The organism is uncultured Sphingomonas sp. (assembly GCF_936927845.1).
In the GTDB taxonomy this organism is placed as follows: domain Bacteria; phylum Pseudomonadota; class Alphaproteobacteria; order Sphingomonadales; family Sphingomonadaceae; genus Sphingomonas.
In genome coordinates this window covers 21,723-47,194 of sequence record NZ_CAKZHV010000069.1, presented here as the reverse complement: position 1 = coordinate 47,194, position 25,472 = coordinate 21,723, and the positions used below count along the sequence as shown (strand labels likewise).

Here is a 25,472-nt window from a genome sequence, read left to right as displayed (position 1 = left end):
TGCCCATGGTAGGCGAGGTGCGCGCCCTTGCGGAACGGTAGAGGGCGATCCATCGTCAGAACCGGATCAGCGAGGTGAAGTTCGGCGCCGGCAGGAGCCGCACAGGGGAGAGGTCGAACAGGTAGCGGTCGAGCTCGAAGGACACCCGCCCGCGGCAGATGAGCGCGTTAGCCATCGCGGAGCCCTTGATCCGATTGGGGTGCAGGGCGAGGCGAAGCTCGCGGTAGGTGAGCGATGGACGTTCGATGCAGAGCCGTTCGAAGCGCTCGAGAGGTCCGTCGGGGATCTCCGCCGTCTGGTGCGCGTACACCGTGCCGAAGTTGATCTGACGCTCGCCACCGCCGACGATGCCCGCGTGGTAGAGCACCCGGTGCCTCCAGCCCATGCCGCGGATGACCTTGCCGGCCGCCGCCTGGACTGCGCGCTCGTCGGCATCGAGGTAGGACACGTCGGGCTTGCACTCGATCGCCTCGACGACGTCGTGGCCGTTGACGCGGATGTGGCGCAGGTGGTCGCAGATCCACTCGCGGACGGTGGTGCCGACGAGCAGCCGCAGCCGGAAGGCCTGGGTCCGGTAGTCGAGGACGTCGGCGCGCAGTTCGCTTTCCACGATGAGCGCGTGTTCGGTCGGACCCTCGTAGGGGTTGGACAGGCCGGTCTTCTGCGACTGCTCCTCGCCGGTCCAGTGCCGGTGCATGTCCCCGACGATGGTGCGGACGGGACCTCCGTCGTCGGCTACGAACATCTCGGCGGCGAATCGCGCGCCCTCCGCATTGGCGCTGCCGCCGCGCACCAGGCGCAGGCGTTCCCCCGGCCGCTGGGCGGCAGGGAGGTGCAGGGCCTGAGCCGCGAGCTTCGGCTTGATCCTCACGCGAAGTCGCCGAACCTCGGCCGGCGAACTTCGCGGCCGATCTCGCACCTGGGCTCCAGGTGTTCGTCCTTCGGTGACGTAGCGTCCCGGACCCAGCGGCGGACGGTCTCGTAGGAGGGGCGCCGCCCCCACTCACCGTGCCACTCCCTGCTAATGACCGAGTGGATGTGTGCGATGGTCAGGTGCCGCTGGTCGGACGCCCTGATGATGCGGAAGGCGGTGGCTCGAGCCTGCGCCGGCCAACGACCGACTCGCGACGGCTTGGACAACCCGGACTCCGGCCGTGGCAAGCTGTCCGAGCCCGGCGCATTCCGCGCGACGACGCGGATCACGTCCTCGCACGGACCGGAAGCCGCGTCGCGCGTCGCGAGGCGCGCCCGACCCCTCGCGAACATGGCGTCGAGCTGCGCCACCGAGAGCGCCTTCCGAACGAACGTCCTACGCTCGACCGCGATGGGCCGGACGATCACCACGTCGCCGCCGATGCCGGTCGCTGCCGCATAGCGAGCCTCGAGCTGCACCGCGTTGCCGTCCAGAGTGAACGGGCTACCCGCGATGCAGAGCATGGTGTCGAGACGGAGTCCGGACCCGGACGGTTTTTCGGATGCGGCGACGGCAGAACGAACCTGGCCTGCCGGGGTCGCGACGTTCCTGTCCCGGCTGGCCCCGGCGCGCCGGCGGCGCCCCGCTTGCGAGCGTCGCACGTCGGTTTCGGTCTGAAGGTGCTTGATCATGATGAAGGTCTCCCGTCGTTCCGCACATGACCCGTCCTCAGGAAGGGGCACCGGCTTGCGGAGCAGGTTTTTGCCGTGGCTGGGCGGGCTCGTCGGTCAGGCGGCGAGGCGGTCGTCGTGGAGCATGGTCCACCCTCCGGTTTCCAGGTTGAGGGCGAGGGCCGGGACGGTGGTGAAGGCGCGGTAGGGCGAGCCGGTGAAGCGGACCACCTGGAGAAGCAGGACCTCGCCGTCCGCGTCGCCCGTAGCGCGATGACGTCCGATGACGTGGGCGATGCCGCCGCCGGTGCGGAACGGCTCGCCCGACATGATGCTTTCGATATCGTTGTTCATCTCGCTGCCTCCTCGCTACAATCCTGAGCGGAAAGTAGTGGACAGCCATATCGGCGCGGGTCATGCCGATCGCAAGCCCAAAGCAGTGGACTAATTTCGAGCTCGTGGTTAATGGGTGTCATGCAAGGCCAAACCGACCCGCAACAGCTGTTCGCCGAGATCTGGCCGGAAGGGATGCCGGAACGCGAACGACTGGTCTGGGAGGCGATCTCCGCACGCGAGCGCGGCACTATCCTCAAGCGCATAGAGGCGGCGTTCCGGGGGGAGCGGGGCGAAAGGTGGTCGGACCTGGCGGAAGGGGTCGGGCTGAAGCGCGCCGGCTTCTACAAGCTGCGTGCTGGCTGGCGGGATCACGGCATTGCGGGGGTGGTGCCCAACCAGACTCAGCAGGTCCGCCGTGTGGCCGTGCCCGACGATCATCCCCTCCGCTCCAGCGCCGCCGCGCTGCTCCGCAGTGAGGGGGGAAGGGCGCGCAACGTGGATCTGGCACGCCGGCTGCTCGGCGGCGCCCCGGCAAAATCAGGTAGGGAACTTGCGGAACTACAGAAGGTCGAGAGGTTGGTGCAGCACGAGCGTCGAGCGCTGGCGCTGGACCCTGAGTTTCTTGCGAAGACCTTCGGAGCGGGACTGTTGGTAGACCTGACCGCCGTATCCGTCCTGCTTGACGGTGCCGAACCCGCTCCCGCGATCGTAGCCGTCGTCGCGGAGACGTCGAGCGGCCTTGTCATGGGAAGTGCCATCGGGTCGCGTGTCGATGCTCTCCATCTGGAGCGTGCCGCCATCGGTCAGGCGCTCGGCTTCCTTCGAGCGAGGCGTGGGGACAGGGACGTCGACACGGTGCCGGCGAGCGACCTAGGCCTGACGCTGCCGCCGGGCGTCACGGAGTCCGACGCCGATGTCGATCTCCTCAGGGGCGCAGTTGCGCACCTGGAGTTCGGTCGGCCCGGCGGGTTCGGATACGGTCAGGCGCTGGTCCAGCTTGTCGGCCCGCGGATCGGGCGGATGGTCCTCGCGCCGAGGCGGACCCTGCCGGCTGATGGCGCGGCGTACGCGAGCACGCGTGTCGCACCCGTCATGACGCTCGAACAGGCCGGAGCCCAATGGGCCCGTGAGGTGCTGCGTCACAACGAGCCGGTGCTCAAGGTTCTGGAGGATGCATCGCTAATCGACGCGGACGGCGTCGCGAGCGGGCCGATGACCAGTGCGCTGATGGCGGCGGACGTGCTGCTGGCGACCCTCGCTGGTCCGGATCAACCCCGTGACAGCTGAAGCAGCTGGTTGTCCAGCCGGTCCCGTGAGAGATCGTCCAGGAAGGCGAAGGCGGCGGATGTTCGCAGGCCCACCAGTCTGGAACGGGCGTATTCCGTCGCGACCTCCAGGGTCATCGGCGCGAGCGCGCTGTAGCCCCTCATCAGGCGATCCTTCAGCGGCGCGCTGACGAGACGTGGTCGCATCTCGATCCGGCCGTGGCGCCGTCCGAGGAGCGCCTCCACGATGGCACCGTAGCTGCGCGGCGCCGCGATCGCGGCGTCCACCTCCATCCCCGCTTCGTCAAGCACATCGTCGAGTGCCGCCCAAGCCTCGATCCCGTCTTGCGGCCGGGGCAACCTGAGCCGTGGCGCCGTTGCCGCCGTGGCGTGACGCTGGCCATGGCGTAGCGCGTCAAGCAGGCTCGCAGCGGCGGCGCCCGGAGAGGGATGACCAAGCGACAGGGACATTCCCACCGCTGCCTCCGTGGCGGTGTCGATGGTGAAGGTGGCCATCGGGCGGATGACTTCAGAGTCGGACCTTACGGGAATGTCGATCACGACCTGGTCGAGCATGATCTGGCTGTCGCGGCAGTGTGCCGGCAGCAGCGGGGGGCGTGCACGTGCCACATACCGAGCGACGATCTCCCGTCGGGGCATGGCGAGTCCCTTGGCTGCGGCGGTCCGCTCGATCGCGGCGACGAGGTCGGCTGGGGCCGCCCGTGGATCTTCCGCGATAACCGCGTCCATGTGGGCCGACTGCTCCGACGTGACGCCCAGCGCCCGTTCCCGGCGATCGCCGGCACCGACGAGCCGTTCGGGCCTACGGCTCGCCTCCCAGGAGCGCACCAGGTTGTAGAACTGCGCGACGCCCAGCCCGAGTTCGCGCGCATGCGCCTCGGCGGCCTTCCTGCCGCGCCCCTTCAGGAAACTGTCGATGATGGTGATGCGCCGAAGCACCTCGTCGCGCCGGTCCGGCGCGACGAGCGACAGGTCGTAAACCATGCTCTTTTCCGATCACATTGGGGGTGATGACCCACCCGTCACGCCGGACGGGAGCTCTATCGTCGCGCGCGGGCGGCTACGGCGCCGAGCGGACCTAACGCTGTGCGATGAGGGGCACGGGGAACCAGTTGCCAAACAGATGTCGGCGCGGCGTGCGGTTGTGCCGCGCTCAGATCCGGTGACGAGAGCGCGCTGCTGATGGCGGGGCGGGTTCGGTGATGGAAAGGCGGTGCCAGCGAGCTCGGGCCGGCACGGCGGAACGATGGCGCGCCGGACCGGAAGCGGATGGCGCGCAACCCTACCTATGCGGAGTGGTGTGTCGTTTCAGATCGGTCGTGACGGCGATGGCGGATCGTCTTCCGCGCAACAAGAGGTGTGCGTGCGTAATGACAGGCTTAGTGGGACCGATGCCCTGACCATCTAGGAAGAGGCTTGGCGCCGAGCAGCGCCCTTCAAGCCGCGGTTGACGATTGGTCGTCCGGGTTTGTCATGGGCGTCCGCGTCTTCCATCCTGCCGATCCCTGCGAAATCCATGACGTTGACCTTGCCGTCCGGCAGAAATGCCCGGATCTCGGAAGTTCCGCCAGCTGCCTCAATTAAGTGACACAGGTTGCTGACGCACATGTCCGTGCGCCTCTCCATGTCCGCCACGGCAGCCGTCCGACTTCGAGGGCGTCATTGGCCGCATGCCGACGAAGATGTAGTCTCCCGCGGGGATGAGGCGGCGAACCCACGTGCATCCTTGCCATCTTGGACCGCGTCACGGCGTCGGGGTTGCCGGGTATGCCGGCACGTAGCCCGTATAGCCCTCGTCCCGGTAGCGGCCGACAGCCCTGTCGAAGGCCAACGCGGTAATCGGCCCGAACCTTCGGGAGGGATCGGCGAGGTCCAGGTTGAACGTGCCAGCTGGCCCGTGCTGGTTCGCGGACTCGATCTCATCCAGCCCGATGAGGAACAGGCAATCGACCGCCTCGCGCGGGATCAGTGCGATGACGAGCGGTTCGACCCCGAGCTGCGGCATGGCCTTACGGAAGTCCGCAATCTCGTCGCTGGCTAGCGAGAACTGCTTTAGTCCGCCTGTCTGGTGGAGCTTGGCATCGACTAGAAAAGTGGCATCGTCCAGTTCGACGACGAAATCAGGACGCTTACCGCCTTCTGGAAGCAGCTGACCCTTTGTGCCCCGTTCCTGCGGTAGCCGCAGGACGTCCGCGCGTGCCACCTCCAGGAACCAGGTCTCGACGATGATCTCGCCGAGGCGGCCGTTGTCCCTGCGGGCCTGCTTCGCCTCTTTACGCTCTTGCAACTGTCGACGTATCTCATCGATACCTGCCATCGGCACCTCTCTATGTCGGTTGGGACACCCGCCTGCGGCGGACCTGATCGGAACTATGCCTGCGTCATACGTAGGGCTATTTATGACGACGGACTACCCGGCCCACGTCGGGGCTTGGAGTGTCGACGTTGGCGACATGGACGGATCTGCTGCGCGGCCGGATCGAAGATCCTACGCTCGCGCGCGAACGCCTGCTGAAGTCGGCGCCGCACTACGTCTATGTCCTGTGCTGCGCCGATGGCACGCCGTTCTACGTCGGCAAAGGCGTGCAGCATCGATGCTTTCACCATGAGGCTGAGGCGCGGAACACCGACCGCCTGACCCACAAGCTGAACCTGCTGCGTGCGATGCACCGCCGGGGAGAGGCGGTGGGCTACTGCATCGACAGCTCCTTTACGACCGAGGCGGTGGCGCATGCGCGTGAGCGGGAACTGATCGCGCTGTTCGGTCGCCACGATCAGCGCAGGGGGCCGCTGACCAACCAGACCGATGGTGGCGAAGGCGCGTCCAACCCGTCGGAGGAGTCCCGTGAACGCCGGCAGCAGTCGTTGTGGGGCGAAGCCGAAGACGAGGAGCGCAGGGCCGCCAACCAGTGGTTCCGAACTCTCTGTGACGTGAGGTCGGTGCCGATCAAGCCGTTGAGCCGGTTCAAGCCGGAGCGCCTGCACGCGAACCGGACGGGGTTCGCGATGAGCCCGCGGCAGGCGGCCGCCCTTGTCGCGTCGGCGGTGGCCAATCACGTGCTGCTCAGGCCAGGTGCCGTCATCCCCCGCCTGATGGATGTGGACGGCATCGCGATGGCTATTGAGAACGGTGTCGGTCGCGACATCCTGTCGAGCGGCATGGCGGTGGTCGCCGACACGGCGATCGGGGCGGAGACGCTCTCGCTCACGCCAGCGGGTTGCCGCTTCATCGTGTCGTCGTTGGGAAGGGGCGTGCTGGAGGATGCAGGCGTCCTGCTGCCCGAGCTAGGTTAGCTCCAGTTTTCCGGGCGACCAATCCCGGATGGTCAGGCCGCGCGTTGGCCCAGGACGGAGAAGAAGTCCGGCTGCTTCACGAGCTCCACCCGGTCGTTCCAGCCGAACTGCATGGCGGAGCGGCGAACTGCGCCGTCGGGCGATACGATCCGGACGTCCTTCGCCTCACGCAGGGTGGCCAGCGAAGTGTCGACAATGCTGCTGACGACAGGCGTGTCATTGCAGTTGGCTGAGAACAGCAGCTTCTTGGTCAGCGGCTCCGCGCCGGCAGACGCTCGGGCATGAAGCAGCCGGGCGAGCTGCTCAACCACGGCGTCCTCGGAACGGGTGCGTGCGTCGTCGTTGAAGCCGAAGTCCAGCATTCCGTCGCGCACGTCGCCACCCGGCACGAAGCCCAGCGAGTTGAATCCGGCGCGTCCGAAGTGTTCGAATGTGTTCTCCAACTCCCAGTGTATTTTACCCATTTCCTCACGCGCCTGGTGGTGACGCGAGAGGTGGAGGAGCCAGTAGTCGCGGTTGGAGCCACCCTCCGGATGGATGAAGAACGGCGAGTAGTAGTCGGCCCCCGTATTGCGCTGGATGTGTTCGTAGAGCGTGTTCTGAATCAGGCGCTTCCAGCCCCGCTGCTCCTTCATCTGGAGCATGGCCTGCACGTCGCTGCGCGTCAGGTCGATGGCGTTGAGCCCCGGCGTGTCGATCATTCGGTCGTTCAGGAGGTTGACGAGGTGGTCGACCATGAAGGTGAGGATCACCTCGGGGTTCTGCAGTGACGCCATGATCCTGCGGATGGTGGCGAACGTGACTGCGCTCCAGCCATACTGGTCCAGGAAGAAGAGCGAGCGGTGCGCACGGCCCTTCGCCTGAATCCGGCGGATGACGTCGTCGCTGACGTCCTCGAAGCGGTCGGCGTGGATGTGGATGTCCCGCCCGATGCGATCGCCGTATCCGCGTTGACGCAGGACCTCGCGCAGGAAGTCCACATGGTCCGGGTTGGCGTCGACGAATACGAACTCGGCGTCGATCTGGATGCCACGGGCGCGGGCTGCGTCGAGTTCGACCTGCGCCCGTTCGACCGCCGCCAGCATACGTAGGGGCGATCCGTCGACCTCGTCTCCGCACAGGGCGTAACGGCCGCCGCCACAGAAGCCATCGACGAGGGTGAGCTTTAACCGCCGTGTCAGATGGCTCTTGGTTAACGTCCGGATGTAGGCGGCTATGTAGGCATCGAAGATCCGGTGCTTGGCGAAGCTGTGCAACCCGAGTTCGGGCAGCGCGCCGCCAAGTAACCAGTCGTAATGCCGTGCCTCAGCCATTTGGCGCCCCCCGGCGAGTTAGGCGCCGTTGCGGGAGTATGGTGAGTAAGTGCCATGCTTGTCCAGCGTCCGCACCTTGACACGGCTGGACGCGATCGCCGAACCGCCTCCGATCGGGTTGCATCGCGAGTCGCGCTGTGGCATCGTTCCATGTATGTTCTAGCGGGGCGCAGCGGAGATGGCGGACGGCAGTGCAATCGAGTGGACCGATGCCACCTGGAACCCGGTCACCGGCTGCACGAAGATAACGGCCGGGTGCGACAACTGCTACGCCTCCCGCTTCTCGGAACGGTTCCGCGGCGTTCCCGGGCATCCCTTCGAGAACGGCTTCGACTTGACGCTCAGGCCGGAGCGGCTGCAGCAGCCGCTGGCCTGGAAGCGGCCCAGGATGATCTTCGTTAACTCGATGAGCGACCTTTTCCACAAGGATGTGCCGCGCGTCTTCGTCGACCAGGTGTTCGACAGCATGGAGGCTGCGCACTGGCACGTGTTCCAGGTGCTAACGAAGCGCAGCTCCATCATGCGTGACTACCTCAGGCGTCGCTATCGCGCGACGACCCCGCCGGCCCACATCTGGCTAGGAGTGTCGGTTGAGAACGACCGCGCCAGGTCGAGGATCGAGCACCTGCGGCAGGCTCCCGCGGCGGTCCGCTTCCTGTCGATCGAGCCGCTCATCGGGCCGGTCGGTCCGATGGAGCTGGGCGGTATCCACTGGGTCATCGCCGGCGGGGAGAGCGGGCCCGGCGCCCGCCCGATGCATATCGACTGGGCGCGGGACGTCCGGGACCAGTGCTCGGCGCAGAATGTCGCGTTTTTCTTCAAGCAGTGGGGCGGCATCCGGCCGAAGACCGGTGGGCGTGATCTGGACGGCCGGGAGTGGAACGATTTGCCCGTCAAGGTCGCGTCAAGGGCTGCGTGATGCTGCCGCCGATCCGCGCATATGCCGGTCGGCGGCAGGCATGGGTGAAGCACTATTTTCTCGGCAACTACATCGAGAGCCTCACCTTTAAGGTATCGAGCTGGGCTGACGACTTCGTCTACGTGGACGGCTTCTCCGGGCCTTGGCAGGCCGGAGAGGAGGAGTATCAGGACACCTCCTTCGGGATCGCGCTCGCCGCACTGCGCAAGGTGAAGCATGAGTGGAAACGCATCCGCGGCAGGGACGTGCGCATGACCGCGCTCCTCGTCGAGAAGAGCGCTCGGGCGTTCAACCGCCTGCAGCAGGTCAAGGAGCTATTCCCGGACATCAGGATCGAGACCTACAAGGGCGAGTTCACGTCGCTCGTTCCCACCTTGATCAAGGCGATCCCAGCGAACGCGTTCACCTTCGTGCTGATCGACCCGAAGGGATTCGCAATCGACATGGACGCGGTTGCTCCGTTGATCTCGCGGCCACGCACCGAGGTGCTGTTCAACTTTATGTTCGACTTCATAAACCGGTTCGCATTGCACGACGATGCGGATGTCGTAGCCGGACTTGAGAAGTTGATGCCGGGCACGGGCTGGCGCCAGCGTCTCGGTCATGTCGCGAAGACGGTGACCGGAGACGAACTGCCGCAAGGGAGGAAGGCCGTGCTGGTGGAGTGCTTCTCGGAGGCGCTTCGTCGGATCGGCGGCTACCCCCACGTGCTTGAGACGCCCGTCTACTACCCGCTGCGCGACCGCACCTTCTATTCCTTGGTCTACGCCACGCGAGCGGCTGCGGGCGTCGAGGTGTTCCGTGACTGCCAGGTTGCGACCCTCAAGCAGCAGGACGACCGACGGGCCGAGGCGAAGGTCGCTGCCCAGGCGCAGCGATCAGGTCAGGACGAGATGTTCGTGGATGCCCCGCGCCTGGCAGCGCGCCCGTCGGACGCGATCCTCGCATCCGCGGAAGCGGCGTCACGTTCGATGATGATCGACCTGCTCGGGCAGCAGCCTGCAGGAATGAAGTTCAAGGACTTGCGCCTGCAGGTTCTGGAACGCGAGATCATCAGGAAGCAGCGCGTGGGCGAGTTGGCTGCCGAATTGCGCAAGAGTGGCCTGATCGACTTCCCTGACTGGGAATCCCGTCGCCGCGTCCCCCAAGACGATTACCTGGCGATGGCCGCCCGCTGATGATCGGTGCGCCGGCATCGACGATCATGCGGATGACGCCGGCAGGTCTTGCTCGCGATACTCTCCAACCACCCAGATGAAGCTCTGTACGTCGATCCGGTCCGCTGGCTCCAGAGCAGCGATTGCCTTAGCGGTGTGGTCGGCCAGGTGGAGCAGGCTCTCGTAGACGTCCGGTCGGATCGCGGCGTCGTAGTCCACGGCGAACCGGTGCCCGATCCTCTCCGCGAAGTCCCGCGTGACCGTCGGTTTGAGAAACATGTGCCGCGCAGGATCCCATAGGAATGGAAGGTATGTTGCGATCGGCCAAGACAGCAACCCATGCGCCTTGATCGCGGCGTGCATGCCCGAGATCCCTTTCGCGAAGTCGTCGTTTGCGAAGGCAGCTGCGGCGCGCAGGAAGGCACCGCCATTCTGCGCCAGCACCTCCTTCAATCGTGTGGACTCCTGCAGCGACGGCATGTGCGTCCAGAGCTGGTCCTTCTTGAAGGCGGCAGCGAGCCTCACGCCATCCGCGTCGGTTGCATCCGCGGCGGCGGCCAGCGGCAGCAGATCAGTCAGCGTCCGGTGCGCATCGACCTTGTAGCGCCGTTCGCCATCCCTCGATCTGTAACGCTCTCCGGCGAAGCCGCCAGGCATGTATCGAAGGAAGCGGGTGAGCGCGCCGTCGATGCCGAAGTAGTTCGGATGAACGGTCCCGGCGAGGTTCATTAATCGGGTGCGAAGACGGTCGCGGTCATCGTCATGGATGACGTCACCCGCCTGCCTGCCCGCGATGATGACGAGGCCGGACCATCCGCCGTTCTTGGCTTGTCCGATGCGCAAGGTCGCCTTGCCGTGCTTCTCGTCAGTCGTCTCCATCCCTAGTTCTCCCCCTCTCCGCCATGCCGCTCCATCGGAAGGTTCCTGTAGGACACCGCACGAGATGTCAGGGGTCTATGCCCCAATAGCTGAGCGCAGCTCGCACTTGGCCGCGCGGGTAGAAGGACCCAGCATGCTCGAGGTCGTGCCGGATCGCGGCCAGTCTTTTGTCCGCATCCTTAGCTATGGCGGGTGTCACCATCACCATCCCTGGCGGGGCTTCGTCCGCGCCTGATCTCGGCCACGTGGACGGATACGCCGCGTGGCTCGTCCATGCATCGATGTCCATCTCGGGTAAGTCGTCGTGGTCGCATCGCCACCCGTAGACGACGGACGCGCACGCCCGCAGCATCGCCTTCACGTCCGGCATCACGTCGGTGAACGCCTTCAGCGGTGTCGGGAGCAAGACCATGTTCGCCACACAGGAGTAGAAGCGGGCATCCTGCACGACGGTGTTGGTCGGTGCGTAGACGGCATCATCCACGCCCCAGATGTGACAGCAGGACCAGTTCGGCCGATCGCCGCTTCGTAGACCCAGCGCGTGGGTCAGCGCCTTGTTGGCGTAGAGGTTGCCCTCGCGCTTGTGGACGGACTCCTCCGTCTGGCGGTTGCGATTGAGCTGTGGTTCAGACCAGTTCGCCTTGTAGAACAGGCCACGCCGACTGTGCTCCGGATACCAGACGGGCAACCGGCGGAACGTCGCCGGATCGACCCACCTGGCCGTCCGCTCGATCAGCCTCATGATCTCCCCCATGCTGAGCTCGGCCCGCAGGGAGTCAAGGCCGTCAGTGGCGGTCCGCACCGATGCGCGGGAGGCAGTCGACTCCCTTGACCTCCTCACGGTCGTCATGCGCCTTGCTCGCTGAAGGCGAAGAGCAGCGGGTCTGTCCGTTGAAGGGGGGTGACACTGTGTCGGGACTTGTTGGCCGCTGCATCCAGGAGCCGCTTTGCCTCGGCGGTGAGTGCTAGCGGGGCTGCGTGCGCGAGCCTGAGGTCTGGCTCACGCCTGATCATGCCCCAGGACACCATCGTCTTGAATGCGTAGCTGGTCGCCTGATCGATCGTCGTCCGCTTCCCGTGTTGTTCGAACATGCGCCGGTGGACCTCTCCGGCGGAGCAGGTTCCCTGCAGTCGGAGCAGCCGTCCCACATTCTCCACCACCTGCCGAAAATAAGGGTACGCGCCGATCGCCACCGCTTCGTAGGCGGCGGCCCGGGCGCCGTTCGAGCCGAAGGCGATGCGGGCCGCCGTGACGGCGATGTCGCGAGCGGCCTGATCGTCCGGGAACCACATGCGGTTGATGATACCGATCGTCTTGCGCCGCACCTGAACGCCGGGGATGTCGGCGGCGAGACGGGCATGGAGACCGTCCACCTGCATCTCCCCGCGCACGACGGACGCCGCCAGCTCCATCCACTCGGCATCGACGAAGCGATCCATGCCGATTCGGGGCGGTGCGGTGCTCACGTCTTTTCCTTTCTCGAGATCCTGACGAAGGGAACGATGACCTCCTCCAGGGATGTGCCCCCGTGCACGACGGCCCGGCGGCCGTCGGGAATGAACGCCCGCCCGTGGGGGGCGAACAGCGGCTTGTAGGTGTCGGGCAGACCACCGGGCTGCAGGACCCGGGTGCCGGCGATCGTCGCGCACGACTTCTGCCGCAGCGCCTCGCTGTCATAGATGCGGGCCCGCTCGCCGCGCTCCTCGGCCGCGCTGCCTTCCGACGGGCGGCCCATGCCGATCACGTCCACGTTGCCGTGGTCCGCGGTGACGTAGATCCGGTAGCCGGCACCGATCAGCGATGCGACGAGCCGATCCCACTCGCCCAGCCCCAGCCAGTGCTCGATGCGGCTGATCAGCGCCTGCTTGCCGAACAGCTCGCCGTGGAGGAGCTCGTCGATCGTATCCACCACGAGGCCGATGACCTCGGCGCCACCGGCGATCGGGCCGGAGACAACCTCGTCGCAGGAGCCCGGGTGGCCAAGCCCCTTGGCGTAGAACACTTGGTTCTCGGCGAGCCCCTCGTTCACCCAGAAGCGCCGCCATGCGGCGGGTTCGGGCGAGGTGCTGCCGATCGTCTTGGCGAAAGCCCGTGGTTGGTCGCCGGTGAAGATCGCCTGGCGCGAGACGCCGGTCACCGTCGGTAGCCAGGCGAAGCATGACCGGGTGTCGACAAGGACGTCCGGCTGGTTCGCGCGTAGGCGGCGCTCCAGGATGAGCCACTGGTCGAGCGCTATGCCGTCTACGACGATCAGCGCCTGCTTACGCTCACCGGCCCGTCGACGATGCGCCATGTGCGGCGCGATCTGATGCACGATGGAGGGAGCGGTCGCGTAGCTGTTGAAGCTGAGCCCGTCGAAACCGCTCTCCAGCCAGGCGAAGAGCGCGACGTCGATGGCCGGTGCGATCTCGGCCATCGGATCCGGCCCGGGAGCGTCGGCGGCCAGGCTCCGTGCGGCATCGACGATCTCGGCGTGCCGTTCGGCGAACCGCAGCCAGTCGCCGTGGGTGGCGCCCTCTCTCGGAATGTCCTGTTGCAGCAGGTCGATCCGCTGCGCGGCCAGGGCGCGGGCGGCGTCATCGTCCCGCACCATACCGACGAGCATCCAGCCCGGTGTCGATGGCGGGACCAGGTCAACCTTGCCGGGTGCGATGGTGCCATCCAGCACCATGCTGTCGAGGTTCACGCGGATGCCTGGCAGTGCGAAGGGAATGACGTCGGCGGGCGGTTCTTCGCCGCGTGCGGACGCTCGTGCGAACAGGTCCCAGTCCCTTTGAACGCGGTCGATGAAGGTCGCCCGGTCGGAAAGGATTGATGCCGCCACCTCGACCGACAAGTCGTCGGGGCGGCAGGCCCGCTCGGCCACGTGGCGGGCGATCAGATGAGGAAGGGGTGAGCCGCGAAAGAAGAGGTCGAACGCCTGCTCCCAAAGATCGGTGGGGCGGCGAAGCAGGTCCGGCACGACGCGGTAGAGGTTGGCCGCCAGGAAGTCCTTCGTTGCGACCGTACCCATCGTCGGCATGGTCGGCCTAGACGACGTGACCTGCCATAGGTCGTCGTAGCGCTCGGAGCCGACCGCGCGCACCGCGTTCGCGTCCAACGCGCCGAAGAGCTCCGGGATCGATAGCGAATGTACGCGCGCCTCGTTCAGCACGTCCCATGGCACCGTCGTGCCTGCGTCGCCGCGCACGTGGACGATGTAGGCGCCGCCTTCAGGCGCATCGCGCATCTCGGTCTCAAAGCGATGCCTGAAGGCGAGCGGGTCGCGATAGGTGACGAGCTCGAATCCCCTCTGCGCGAGGATCGGCGCGACCGTAGGAGCCAGCAGGATCTCGTCTGGATCGCTGACGACCCACAGGTGACCGAAATCGCGCTGGAACGGTGCCGTGACGTGGTCGGACCAGGCGGTCATGCCGGTCGCACCTCCACGATGGTGACCGGCTCGAGGCTCGGCATCATCGCCGCCGCGTCCTGGAGCTCACGGATGCGACGCTCATGCTCCTCCTCAAGGCGGCCCAGCCGTGCGCGTCGGACGTTCTCGAGCCCGATCCGACCTATCGCGCGTCGGCGTGCGTCGAAGGCCGCCGCTACGCGCTGGCGTTCCTGCTCCAGCTGCTGGAGGTGTCCGTCGCGAAGCTCCAGGTAGATCGGCTCGGCCTGCGCCTCGGCGAACCGTTCGAGGTCCGCGGCCGGACTCGTGGCGTAATCGCCGGCTGTTGCGAGTTCCCCTGTGACGATCATGTCCCACAGCCTGCGCGCCGTGGGCGCGAACGCCCGCCCGCTCTGCACGAAGAGCGGCATGTACCGTTGATCGTCACCGCGGACGGTGGTCATCCGGATCCGCCACAGCGACCAGACGCCTTCCACGCCGGCCGGCAGCTGCGGCACCGATACGCGCGGGATTGGGCGACCCGGCGGCTCCGCGGGAAGGTCGTCGATCACGCGCCGAACGGCATGGTTGTCGAGGGTCAGCCAGGTCGCGTCGGGTGCCGCGTCGAGGCCGGAGGCGTCGAAGCATGCCCGATCAACGATTGGGCCGTCGGGCCAGGCGATCCGCCAGGTCTCGCCATCGCGTCGGGCGTCGCCTCCGGCGTCGACCAGCCCGGCGATCACCGCCTTCTCCACCCAGAAGTGGATGGGATGTCGGCGCCACCGTTGGGCGGCCCCCGGATCGAGCGGGGCGTCGGAGCCGAGCAGCTCCCGCCGCTCGCGATCGGCGGCGATCCGCGTCCGCAGCTCCTCCAGCGTCGCGTCGGCGCGCTGCTCGACCGCCTCGGGCGAGAGGATGCCATCGATGTAGAGGCCGTCGAACATCGCCTCCGCCTCGACCGAGTCCATCACGTCAGCCGCCTTGTTGACTCCGAACTCCTCGGCGATCGCCTCCAGTTTCGCCTCCAGCACCTCGCGGACGCGGTGCTCGACCGTCTCGCTTAGGACGAAGTTGGTGGCCCGAACCGTATGCTTCTGCCCGATGCGGTCGACCCGGCCGATGCGCTGCTCGATGCGCATGGGGTTCCACGGCATGTCGTAGTTGAACATGACGTGCGCGAATTGGAGGTTCAGGCCCTCGCCGCCAGCGTCCGTAGAGATCAGGACCCGTGCCGTCCCGGCGAACGCCTTCTGGGCGGCGACGCGCTCCTCAACCGCCATCTGCCCGTTGAGCGTCGCCACCTCGAACCCGCGCTCGCGCAGCTGGGCGGCGAGCATCGCCTGCGTCGGGACGAACTCGGTGAAGATGAGCACCTTCAGGTCGGGGTCGTCCTCCTCCTGCTGGATGCGGTAGACGTGCTCCAGCAGCGCCTCGACCTTGGCATCGGTGCCTCCGAGCGCCTGCTCCGCCAGACGAAGCAGCGTCGCGACCTCCGCCTTTTCCGACCGCCAGCCGGGCCAGTCCACCAGCTCGTCGAGCTGCGACTGCCCGTCCATGTCCGCCATCTCGGCGACATCGATGTCAGGCGCGAGCGACAGCTGCGCGGGCGTATCCTCCAGCGCCTGGAGACGGCGACCCAGAGTCGCGGCGATCGCGGCGGTGGACGACGTCACCAGCCGCTGCAAGAGGACCATGAGGAAGCCGATGTGGCGCTGCTTGCTCTTCAGCGCCTGGTTGTAGCCGTGCCGCACGTAGTCGGTGACCGCCTCGTAGAGCTGCCGCTGGGCGTCGTGCCTCGGCGCCCAGTCGACGGTGACTAGCCGGGTCTGCCTGGGCTTGAAGAGCGGATTGCCCTCGTTGTCGATGGCCAGCCGCTTCTCGGTCCTGACGACGTACGGCGCGACCCGGTCGCGGTCGATGCAGTCCTCGCCGGGGAACGCCTCGCGGTCGAGGAGCTGCATAAGGCGCAGGAACTGGTCCGACTTGCCCGAGTGCGGCGTCGCCGACAGCAGGAGCAGGTTGGGCGTGGCGTCGGCGAGCGCCGCACCCAGCTTGTAGCGGGCCACCTGGTCGGTGCTGCCGCCGAGGCGGTGCGCCTCGTCAATCACCACCAGGTCCCAGCCGGCCGTGATCAGGTCCTCGAAGCGTCGCTGGTTATAGGCGGCGATCCGCTCCCACGACCATCCGCGCCGCCGTGCGAGCGGCTTCACGCTGTCGAGCGGGCAGATCACCTGGTCGGCGGCGCGCCAGACGTTGTCGTCGTCCGACCAGCGGGACACCGCGTCGAAGTCGCCCGGGTCGGCGATGCGGAACGTCTCGCCGAAGTGGAGCTGCATCTCCGCCTGCCACTGCGGGGTGAGCCCCTTCGGCGCGACGACGAGGATGCGCTTCGCCAAGCCGCGCAGCTTGAGCTCGCGGATGACGAGTCCCGCCTCGATCGTCTTGCCGAGCCCGACCTCGTCCGCGAACAGGTGACGGACGCGCCCCTTCTCCATGGCGCGCTCCAGCGCGAAGAGCTGGTGGGGCAGCGGGGTGACGCTGGAGCGCACGGGCGCGAGCAGGACCTCGGTCGCGAGTGCCTCCTGCACGCGCGCCGCGGCCGCCCGGTGCACGATGGTGTCCAGCGTGGGCGCGTGCGCGGCGATCGGCTCGGCCATAGCCTCCTCGATCTGCACGACCGTGCCGGACGCGGGTGACCACACCCGGAGCGACTGCACTCCCCAGCGGTCCAGCCGCTCGATCACCTGCACGGCGCCGAGGGGACTGTACCACAGCCAGTCGCCGCGCTGGGCGACCGCCACGCCCGACGCGGCGACGGCGCTCACCGCTCGGCCTCGAGTCGCGTCTCGGCCATGCTGTGCAGCATCATGAGGCGCTCGTCCTCCTGCCACACCTCGTCCGGCACCTTGGCCGACACGTCGATGATGGTGCGGTAGTCCTTGGCCGCCCACGCCGCCTTGAACCCGACCCGCATCACCTCAAGCCGGATCTCCTTCATCTTCTTGCCCTTGTGGGCTTTGTAGATGTCGAACTCGCGCAGCAGCGCCTTCTCGCGCCGCGCCTCCACGTCCTGCTGCTTGTTGGGGTCGGGGACGAACCAGCGGTTGCGCGCCTTCTCGACGAGCTGCGGATCGTCCTTGTCGAGGTTGCGCAGCTCCTTCCAGTTCGACGAGAGATAGCCGTGGATCTGCGACGGCACGGGGCCGTTGCCGTCGAACTTCAGGAAGTTCTCGTCGAGGAGCCGGAGCAGCTCCGGCTTGGTCTCGTGCTTGCGCCAACCGGCGCCCGTCTTCTGGGTGAAGTCGGGGTGCACCTCCTGGTAGGTCGAGGGTTTCGCCTTGAGGAAGTCGGTCAGCCAGTCGATCGCGGTGCGCTCGTCGTCGACGAACAGGTCGCGCTGGGGTGGATCACCGGCCTGCATCCGCGCCTTATCGTACTCGTCGATCTGATTGGGCAGGAAGAACATGCCGTCGCGCTCCGGGAAGCGCTCGGCCAGCCCCGCCTGGAACTCGGCACTGGACAGCGGCACAGGCGTGTTGTGCCGCACGAACCAGGCGACCATCCTGTCGAAGAGGCGTCGAGCATCACGCTCGGCGACCATCTCGATCCCGCCGACCTTGTTGCGCTTCACTACGGCCAGGTTCTTCAGATGGGTGCGGATGAAGTCCCATGCCGTATCATCGGTAAGCCCCCGAGCTTCGAACCGGTCCTCCAGCCCGCCATTCGGCTTGTAGCAGGAGACGACGAGATCTTGCTTCACGGCGTTGGCGGACGTCACCTGGCGGTAGCTGCCCTGCGTCTTGTCCAAGGCCGTCACCTCGGCGACGACAAAGCCAGCCTGCTGAAGCGCGACCTGGATCGCGTTCCATACGGACGCTCGGCTGTTTGAGAACACGACGGTCATCCACCGCCCGGGCTTCAGGACGCGGAAGTATTCTGCGAAGCAGGCCTGCATGGCACCTTCATACCAGGGAAGGTCCTTCTCTTTGGCCGAGTCTACAATAGCCTCGGCCGACGCTGCGGTAATTACACCGTGCCAGGCCTCCACAAGGAAGTTTAGGTCAGCATAGTATATGTTCTCGCCAAACGGCGGATCAGTGAACACGTAATCTACAGATGCCGCTGGCACCGGGAGGTGCGCAGCTGTCCCAACGGTCACAAACTCATCTCGCGACTTTGGTGCGAACAGGCGAAATGCGCTGACAAGTCGTGAGAACTTTCCCTCAAGATTATACCAAGGGCTGCATTCCGCATGCTGGGAGGCGATGTAGTAAACGCCGTTGAGATTGCGGTTGACCTGAGAAAAGTGAGTCGGACTGTAGCGATTGAGGATTGAGAAGCCCCAGATCGTCTGCTCCACAGCGAACAACAGCATCTTTCGCACGCGCTCATTCGGCTCCGCCGCCGCCAAGCGCCACAGGGCAGCGAGCGCCTGTCTTGCCCGAGGTAGGTAGAAATGGTGAACATGGGTGAAGCCCTTGGGTGCGATCCGAGAGCCGTGGGACATTTGCTCGATCGGAAAGCGCCTCGTCGGAACCTCAGCGGGGAGCGGAATTGCCTCGATCCGGGCAAGCAGTGCGTGGTCATCTGCCGTCAGTTCACGTTCGATGCGGCCGTTCGCGGTCGCAACGCTGACGAGCACCGGCTCGAATTTGACGCGCCGCCAAATCTCACCCGTGGCCGGATCCGCGGTGCTCTCGAAAACACGCTCCAGGCGATCCTTGTTTAGCTCGGCACCGCAATGAGGACACGGGAACCTCGCCGACACTCGCCCCTCATCGTCGCCCTTCGCATCGCGATGGAAATTGATCGTTCCGGTGCACTCGGGGCAGGTAAAAATCTCGCTCCAGACCATGTAGCTGATACGTTGGCTGTCGGACTCGTACATCCAACCGATATCGGCGCGAAGGTCGCGAAGTAGCTTCTCGGCAGCCTTCTCGAACTCGTCGACGTCCAACGGCGTAATGTAGTTTGCAGCTATGTAGCTAGCGGCGGGCGAGAGATCGTTGATGATTGCCCGACGAATGCCCCATGCGGGGGCATCACGCCCGTCGTCCTTGAATTGTCTCTCCACGGTGCGCTTGTAGGCGGCTGGCGCCACGTCGCAGAACGCGGCCGCCACGCCGGTCATGCCCGATCCACCAAATCCATCAAGAACGAGATCGCCAGGCTTGGTGTAGTGGAGGATCGACGGCACGATCGCCTGATGGGGCACCTTCGTATGGTAGCCATGTGCCTTGTAGAGCGGATCCGTCTTCCCGACCGCTACGTCGATGGCAAGAGGAGCCCGGATGTAAGCTGCGTGCGGCTCCGCCGCGGCAGTGCTCGCGACCCAATCTCCAATGAAGGGATTCGGGCACGCCGTGTAGTATGGCGGATCGGACATCTTCACGATGTCGTCGTCGCTGCCCTCAGGAAATCCCGGGGTGGTGCGAAATGCGGGATCGGCGAGCCGCTCCCGCAAGAGACCGCGGAAGTGCTCCCGCCGCTCGTCATCATCGGCGAAGGTCTGCCCGAGGCACGTCACCGGCTGCCCAGCGCCCTTCAGGTCCATGCGCACCTGGCTCGCCATATCAGTTCACCTCCTCGACGATGACGAAGCGGACCTTCGTCTCGTCCTTGCCCTTGAGCTCGTCGGCGAGCAGCTTCTCGAAGCGCTTCCGGATGTCGTCGACGGTCACCGGCGATCCCCCGCTGGTCAGTGCGGCGCGAAGGTCGGCGGACGTGATCTCCACCTTGGCGAGATCGGAGAGCGCGTCCCGGATCCCGGCCACGATCTCCCCATCGAGCGGCTCTGGCAGGTCGCCGCCTGCCGCGAACGCCTTGATGCGGTCACGCACCTTGGCATCGACCATCTGAAGACCTTCGGCGAGCGTGATGGGATCGTCGAGCTCCTCGCGCAGCCTGGTCGTCCACGCCGCCAGCAAGGTGTCGAGCCGGTCGTCGAGCGTCGCCAGGACCGAAGACGCCGGAGCTGTAAGCGGGAGCTGGTCGGCCTTCGGCGTATAGGAGCAGTGCGGACACGTGGCTCGCGGGGCCAGTTCGCTCTCGACCAGGCCGGAGCACGTCTTCAGGTCGGCCAGCGTGTTCCGGAAGTTCTCCAGCTCATTGCCGGGAAGGATGGGCACCCGGGTGAGCTGCTCGAGGGTCTTGAGCCGCTGATCGTTCATCAACGTCCCCTTGGTCTTGCTCTCCGTGACGCCGAGGCGAGCCTTCGCGTGCAGCGACATGTAGTGGGTGACGTAATCCTTCTTGAGCGTGGCGAGGCGAGTGCGGACCGCGGTCATGGCCGCAGCGTCCAGCACGTCGCCCAACTGGCCGGCGATCTCGTGTCGGGCCTTGCGGGCCTTCTCGAGCCAGGGATCGTCGTCCCGCAGGACGATCTCGGTCTGCTGCAGATAGGTTGCGTCCCTGGCGACCGCCTCGATCTGGCCGACCAGCGATGCGACGCGGCGGTAGCCGGCGAAGTCGTCGGCACGCGCCGCGACGTCGGCGGGCGTGGTTCGCAGGTTCTTCAGCTTGGCGGGGCTGTTGTAGGCGGTGTGGGACTCGGCGAACTTCCTCGCGGCATCGATCCAAGTCCTGCCGTCCTGAACCTGCTCCGGCGACATGACCGAGGCACCCCAGAAGGAGAGCGAGCTCTCCAGCCCCGTCCCCAGTGTGAGCGTGCTGGCGATGACCTTCTCCAGCGCGTCCTGGAGGTTGCGGACCGCGGCGTCGTCGCCCTTGGCGGCCGCCTGCGCCTGCCCAGCCGGGAGCCCGAACATTTCGTAGAGGTCGCGCAGGACCGTCACATTGACGTCCTTCGGAGCCTCGACGTGCTTGAAGGCCGCCAGCTCCTCGACGAGCGATGCCGAGCCGTCACCGAGGTTCGACGAGTCGACCTTCCGGCCGGCGACGGACACGACCACGTCGCCCGAATGGACCAGCGCCGCCAGAACGACGGCGACGAGGTCGGGCTCAAGCCCGAAGCGGCCCGGCGCGAACGACTCCGCCATGGATGTCGCCTCGAAGACCTCTCCGCGATTGAGCACCTGGCCGGGCCCCTTGGCGGCGAGGCGCGTGGTGATCTCCTGGGCGTAAGGCGAGTGGCGCGGATCGAGCTTGTCGCCGTCCAGCAGCTTCAACGCGTCGAGGATCATGACCGCGTCCTTCGGCCGGGCCGGACCGGACAGCGCCTTCACGGCGGTCGTGCATAGCATCCGCCGGTTGGCGTCGGTCACAATCGTGCCGAAGGTCGGGTATTCCGGATACTGCTCGGCGAAGTGCGGCGCGAGCAGGAAGCCCGCCGACGCGTTGATGTACTCGCGGAAGTTGACGGTCTCGTCGCCCTTGATGCCCGCGCGCTCGCGCACCGAGAACCCCTTCGCCCACTCGCCGAGCGTGCGGGTCTTGCCCCGGTACGTGACGTTGAAGGCGGTGGTCTGCTGGTCGCGCAGCCACTTGCGCATGCTCTTGAGCGCGTCCTCGGCCTTGTTCGTGTAGACGGTCTTGGCGTTACCGCTGTTGAGTCCGGCCAGTGCCGATGCCGACGAGAAGCGCCGCAGGATGGCGGTCAGCGCCTCGTCCTTGCTGGCGAGCCGCAGGAACACCTCGTCGGGCTTCTCCTCGTCCTTGAACTTCGGCGGGTCGTAGGGCTGGACGAAGTAGAGGTAGAAGTCGCGTGCCGGATAGGCGGTCGGCCGGTCGTTTGGCGAGCCGAAGAACAGGTAGCCGTCCCGGTGGACCCGGCGCTCGAACCACTCCAGCGGATACTGCCAGATTTTGTGACCCGGCAGGTGCGTCGCCTCGTCGGTCCGCTCCATTAGGTGGGCGATGGCCTGGTAGTAGGCGTTGTCGAGATCCTCGTCGTCAAGGCTCTCGCCGCGCTTGTCGATCTCGGCGTCATAGTCGACGTCCTTGGCGACATCGAGGAACACTTGGTCGCTGCCCGTCGCCCGCGTGATGAACTGCCCGTTCACGGCCTTCATGATGTCGCCGATGGTGGCGTCGATGAAGGTGAGCAGGTCCTGCGCCGGCTCGTCTGAGGGGAAGTCGGCCGCCATGGGGTTCATCAGCAGGAGCTGGTCGCGGAGCTCGGCGGAGGTCGGACCCATCGGCACGTGGATGTCGGGTGTGGTCAGGCGCTGGATCGCCAGACCGTCGATGATCCGGTGCGCGGTCGGGCGGCTCAGCGCCTTACCCTTCGGGAACGCCGTCTCGACCTTCTCCTGCAGGGTCTCGGCGATCCGGACGACGTCGCGGACGCCGATCTGCGCGCGGAACGCAGGGTTGGAGCGCACGTCGGTCCAGAAGCTGTCGTAGGTGATCACGCCCGGCGCGTCGGTCGGCACGTTCTCGTCCAGCATTCTCCTCATCGTGCCGGAGAGCGTGGATAACGCGTTACGGTTCTCGGCGAACTCGATGCGTTCGAAGATGGCGAGGTAGTCGGGGTGTACCGGAAAGAGCCGCACGAACTGGTCGAGCTTGTCGCCCATGCTGCCGTAGAACTTGGCGAACGGCTCCAGATGCTTCCGGATTGCCTCGCGCTGGTGCTCGTCCTTGCGGAGCAGCCGCTCGGCCACCACGAAGCCGATGTCCTGTCGGTCGATCAGCACCTGCTGAAAGCGATCCTTCACGCGCCGCAGGCTGTCGGCGGTGGAGGCGAACCGGGCGCTGTCGAAGATCGCCTCCTGAACGCCGCCTACGAAGCGGAAGCGGGTGTTCTTCGCGATCTCGCCGATCTCGCGGAGGAAGGACAGGTCATGGACGAGCTCGGTGTCCTTGCGGGAGCGCAGATAATCGAGCATCTCGTCGACGACGACGAGCAGCCCCTGACCGGGAAACCTCTGCTCGAACGCGTCCATCATCTCGATGAGCGCGGTCTTGTTCTGCGTGACTTTGTCCTCGGGCGGAAACTTGAATGTGACGCCCTTGGCCGCCAGGAAGCCTTCCAGCTCCTGCACCAGGATGTCGCGCAGCGACATGCGACTGGAGATCTCGATGCGCAGCACCTGGAACCTCCCGCCGATCGGACCGGCGGCGGTGCGCACCTTCTCGTTGCGGACCTCCGGCACCACCTCGGCATCTTCGGCGATGGTGGAGATCACCGACATGAGGTGCGACTTGCCGGTGCCGTAGTTGCCGACGACCAGGATCCCCTTGTGGTCGACCGCGGGATCGAAGCCGAGCTGGGGGAAGATCACGTCGGCGATGCGGTCGGCCATGGCATCCGAGATGACGTAGCTGGCGACCAGGCGACGGCCCTCGTCCGCCTTGTTGGCGTCGAGCAGCTGGATGACCGATTCGATCGGCTCGAACTTGACGAGATCGCTGTACTTCATCGGTATGTGCCTTCGTTGGTCGACAGGTCGAGGACGAGCGCGCGTGTCGCGTCTTCGTCGAGACATTCGGGATGGTCGGGATCGGCGTAGCGGAGGCGGCCCTGGTCGAGCCGGCCCGGCCAGGAGGCGCAGACCGCACGGCGCCGGGCGACGCGGCAGAGCACGTCGGTGGCGTTGGTCCTGAGCTGCGGCAGCAAAAGGATCTGGATGCGGTCGAGCAGGAGAAAGGGGGACGCCGGCTGCATCGCGGCAATGATCGCGCCCACGTCCGCCCGTGTGCCGGCCGCATCAATAAGCGCTTGCGCTAGCGCGACGTTCAGGTTGATCGGCAGCACGCCGACGAGCTCGGATAGCGCCTCGAGCGTGACGCGCCGGTCGTCATCGTCACCGACGAGCAGCACCGGCTTGCCGCCGGACATGCCCGTGGCGTCCAGCAGGCGCTTGGCGTCCCGCGCGGCTGACCGATGGTCGATCATGACGGCCCGCCGCTGAGCTTCAGCCGCTCGAACACGACCTTTTCGAGTCCGGCGAGCGACTCGCGCTTGCGGACCACGATGGCGAGCAGGCGGAGACCGAGATCCTCGGGGCACGGATTGGCCGTCGAGATCCAGTAGCGCACTGCGCGATCGGACACGCCGAGGTCGCCGGCGATGGGCGCCTGCCACCGCTCGCCGTAGAGCGCTTCTCCGACCAAGCGGAGCAGTTCAAGATGCCCGTTTCCCTCCATCCTTCCGGGGTTTTAGGAATGAGCCTGGGCTTGGCCAAACGGTTTCTTCGCGCGGAAACCCTCAGCGCCTGCTAAAGCGAGGCGTGTAGCTCTCGATCAGGTCGGCTTCTTCAGCGTCGTCGTCGTGCACCGTCGCGTCGATGTGAAGTAGCACGGTTTGGAACCCGCCTGATTGATCGACGATCTGCAGACGGAGGTCCGGCCGGCGGGTCATCTCGCTCAAGCGGAGCCATGCGCCAACGTCCGCGCGCGTCCACGATCCGGCGGTCAGGCCCCCGCGTTGGCAGTCCGTTGGTGCGGCATCGCCGGAACGCACCGACAGCGGCGGAAAGGTCTTCGACGGCCGCGCGTATCTGATTCGCCCGTTCCGGACGAACACGAACGCGCAGGTTTCGGGCGTCAGTTCGGCGTAGCGGTTGGCGGCGGCCTCCATGCTGACCGAGTAGGTCGAGGCGAGCACCCGCAGGTGCGCCAGTTCCGGCGAGCCCAGTTCGTCCGTCTGGGCGGCGAACCACGGCTTGGGCATCAGCAGCCCGGCAGCGAAGCGGTTGGCCTGTGCTTCCTCCTTCTGGTGCAGCGTCTCGCGGCGCGTCTCCATCAGGTCCTTGGAGGTGCATCGTTTGTCGCCCCGGTGGGCCGCGATGAGGAAGTGGCCCAGTTCGTGAGCGACGGTGAAGCGTCGCCGCGGAGGCGCCATGCCCGCCGCGGACAGGATGATGCCCTTCGTCTTCTCCATGTCCGTCATCAGTGCGCCCACGAAGCCGTCGACCTCCAGGTCGCGAAACTCCAGGATGCCCACCGTCCGCGCGAACGCCTCGACGTCGACAGGCGGAGTCCAGTCGTGGTGGTGGTCGAGGATGACGCCGAGCAGGCGCTCCGGGGATCCGCAGTCAGCCAGATCCATCAGCAGCGCCTCGTTGACCATCAGCGGTCCTTGAGCCTCTCCGCCACGGTCCGCAGCGTTTCCCAGTCACGGGTGGATAGGTCGCCGCCGAACTCGCGGAAGAACTGGAGCGCGGCGGGGTCCTGCTCCCCGCCGTCGGCGTCGCCCGTCAGGAACGCGATGCTGACGGAGAAGTGCTCGGCCAGCTTCCGTACCAGTTCAATGCCGGGGTTGCGACTCTTGCCCGTCTCCAGCTCCCAGACGTGCGCCTTGGAGACGCCGACGCCGTCGGCGACCTGCTGGAGCGACTGCCGGTTCCGCGTGCGCAGCTCCTTCAGTCTGGTGGCGAGTGACACGGTCTTCCTCCCCGACGCCGGACGGCGCCGTCTGTTTGATCTTA

Annotated in this window: 21 protein-coding genes; 4 read left to right on the top strand and 17 right to left on the bottom strand. The window is 66.3% G+C overall.

All coding sequences use genetic code 11. The features are described from left to right. Positions 1–55: 55 nt before the first annotated feature. The 3 genes from Q0579_RS17100 to Q0579_RS17090 form a co-directional block, all read right to left on the bottom strand. Positions 56–871 (bottom strand): hypothetical protein, encoded by an 816-nt coding sequence (locus tag Q0579_RS17100; protein ID WP_298814730.1) that lies wholly within the window; start codon positions 869–871, stop codon positions 56–58. Beyond that, on the bottom strand, positions 868–1,605 hold the full coding sequence (locus tag Q0579_RS17095) for a hypothetical protein (RefSeq protein ID WP_298814727.1): 738 nt from the start codon (positions 1,603–1,605) through the stop codon (positions 868–870). The genes Q0579_RS17100 and Q0579_RS17095 overlap by 4 nt, the downstream gene beginning before the upstream one ends. Positions 1,606–1,701: 96 nt before the next feature. Next, entirely contained in the window at positions 1,702–1,938 is a 237-nt protein-coding gene (locus Q0579_RS17090; RefSeq protein ID WP_298814725.1) for a hypothetical protein, read from the bottom strand. Positions 1,939–2,058: 120 nt separating this feature from the next. Here Q0579_RS17090 and Q0579_RS17085 point away from each other — a divergent pair, with 120 nt between their 5' ends. Then, positions 2,059–3,207: a hypothetical protein gene (locus Q0579_RS17085; RefSeq protein WP_298814721.1), complete on the top strand. Its 1,149-nt coding sequence runs from the start codon at positions 2,059–2,061 to the stop codon at positions 3,205–3,207. On the opposite strand, the gene Q0579_RS17080 is transcribed toward Q0579_RS17085, so the two are convergent. Beyond that, on the bottom strand, positions 3,189–4,190 hold the full coding sequence (locus Q0579_RS17080; protein WP_298814718.1) for a hypothetical protein: 1,002 nt from the start codon (positions 4,188–4,190) through the stop codon (positions 3,189–3,191). The two genes, Q0579_RS17085 and Q0579_RS17080, sit on opposite strands and share 19 nt — an antisense overlap. Before the next feature lie 760 nt (positions 4,191–4,950). After that, positions 4,951–5,523, bottom strand: coding sequence for a hypothetical protein (locus tag Q0579_RS17075; RefSeq protein ID WP_298814715.1), 573 nt, complete (start codon positions 5,521–5,523; stop codon positions 4,951–4,953). 128 nt (positions 5,524–5,651) lie between these two features. Here Q0579_RS17075 and Q0579_RS17070 point away from each other — a divergent pair, with 128 nt between their 5' ends. Beyond that, positions 5,652–6,500, top strand: a complete 849-nt coding sequence (locus Q0579_RS17070; RefSeq protein ID WP_298814712.1) for a GIY-YIG nuclease family protein — start codon at positions 5,652–5,654, stop codon at positions 6,498–6,500. A gap of 32 nt (positions 6,501–6,532) precedes the next feature. Here Q0579_RS17070 and Q0579_RS17065 read toward each other — a convergent pair whose 3' ends face one another. Beyond that, positions 6,533–7,813 carry a three-Cys-motif partner protein TcmP gene (locus tag Q0579_RS17065; RefSeq protein ID WP_298814709.1) on the bottom strand — a complete coding sequence of 427 codons (1,281 nt, stop codon included), beginning with the start codon at positions 7,811–7,813 and terminating at the stop codon, positions 6,533–6,535. Positions 7,814–7,991: 178 nt separating this feature from the next. Here Q0579_RS17065 and Q0579_RS17060 point away from each other — a divergent pair, with 178 nt between their 5' ends. Beyond that, entirely contained in the window at positions 7,992–8,732 is a 741-nt protein-coding gene (locus Q0579_RS17060; RefSeq protein ID WP_298814706.1) for a phage Gp37/Gp68 family protein, read from the top strand. Then, complete coding sequence (tcmP, locus tag Q0579_RS17055; protein WP_298814704.1) at positions 8,732–9,910, top strand: three-Cys-motif partner protein TcmP; 1,179 nt, start codon at positions 8,732–8,734, stop codon at positions 9,908–9,910. The genes Q0579_RS17060 and tcmP overlap by 1 nt, the downstream gene beginning before the upstream one ends. A 24-nt stretch (positions 9,911–9,934) precedes the next feature. Here the strand turns inward: tcmP and Q0579_RS17050 are convergent, their stop codons facing one another. The 11 genes from Q0579_RS17050 to Q0579_RS17000 form a co-directional block, all read right to left on the bottom strand. Then, positions 9,935–10,768, bottom strand: coding sequence for a hypothetical protein (locus Q0579_RS17050; RefSeq protein WP_298814701.1), 834 nt, complete (start codon positions 10,766–10,768; stop codon positions 9,935–9,937). Between the two features lie 67 nt (positions 10,769–10,835). After that, positions 10,836–11,510 carry a hypothetical protein gene (locus Q0579_RS17045; protein ID WP_298814697.1) on the bottom strand — a complete coding sequence of 225 codons (675 nt, stop codon included), beginning with the start codon at positions 11,508–11,510 and terminating at the stop codon, positions 10,836–10,838. A 104-nt stretch (positions 11,511–11,614) separates the two neighbouring features. Continuing rightward, a complete protein-coding gene (locus Q0579_RS17040; protein ID WP_298814694.1) occupies positions 11,615–12,235 on the bottom strand; it encodes a hypothetical protein in 621 nt (206 codons plus the stop codon). Next, entirely contained in the window at positions 12,232–14,181 is a 1,950-nt protein-coding gene (gene pglZ / locus Q0579_RS17035; RefSeq protein WP_298814691.1) for a BREX-3 system phosphatase PglZ, read from the bottom strand. The genes Q0579_RS17040 and pglZ overlap by 4 nt, the downstream gene beginning before the upstream one ends. Next, positions 14,178–16,964: a helicase-related protein gene (locus tag Q0579_RS17030; protein WP_298814688.1), complete on the bottom strand. Its 2,787-nt coding sequence runs from the start codon at positions 16,962–16,964 to the stop codon at positions 14,178–14,180. Before Q0579_RS17030 ends, pglZ begins: the two co-directional genes overlap by 4 nt. Next, positions 16,961–19,711 carry a DNA methyltransferase gene (locus tag Q0579_RS17025; protein ID WP_298814685.1) on the bottom strand — a complete coding sequence of 917 codons (2,751 nt, stop codon included), beginning with the start codon at positions 19,709–19,711 and terminating at the stop codon, positions 16,961–16,963. Before Q0579_RS17025 ends, Q0579_RS17030 begins: the two co-directional genes overlap by 4 nt. A gap of 1 nt (position 19,712) precedes the next feature. Next, entirely contained in the window at positions 19,713–23,462 is a 3,750-nt protein-coding gene (locus tag Q0579_RS17020; RefSeq protein ID WP_298814683.1) for a DUF6079 family protein, read from the bottom strand. Next, positions 23,459–23,938: a BREX-3 system P-loop-containing protein BrxF gene (gene brxF / locus Q0579_RS17015; RefSeq protein ID WP_298814680.1), complete on the bottom strand. Its 480-nt coding sequence runs from the start codon at positions 23,936–23,938 to the stop codon at positions 23,459–23,461. Before brxF ends, Q0579_RS17020 begins: the two co-directional genes overlap by 4 nt. Continuing rightward, positions 23,935–24,156 (bottom strand): hypothetical protein, encoded by a 222-nt coding sequence (locus Q0579_RS17010; protein WP_298814678.1) that lies wholly within the window; start codon positions 24,154–24,156, stop codon positions 23,935–23,937. Before Q0579_RS17010 ends, brxF begins: the two co-directional genes overlap by 4 nt. Positions 24,157–24,250: 94 nt before the next feature. Next, a complete protein-coding gene (locus Q0579_RS17005; protein WP_298814676.1) occupies positions 24,251–25,114 on the bottom strand; it encodes an ImmA/IrrE family metallo-endopeptidase in 864 nt (287 codons plus the stop codon). Next, the gene (locus Q0579_RS17000) at positions 25,114–25,428 is read right to left on the bottom strand and encodes a helix-turn-helix transcriptional regulator (RefSeq protein ID WP_298814674.1); all 315 of its coding nucleotides are present in this window, start codon (positions 25,426–25,428) and stop codon (positions 25,114–25,116) included. Before Q0579_RS17000 ends, Q0579_RS17005 begins: the two co-directional genes overlap by 1 nt. Positions 25,429–25,472 lie beyond the last annotated feature (44 nt).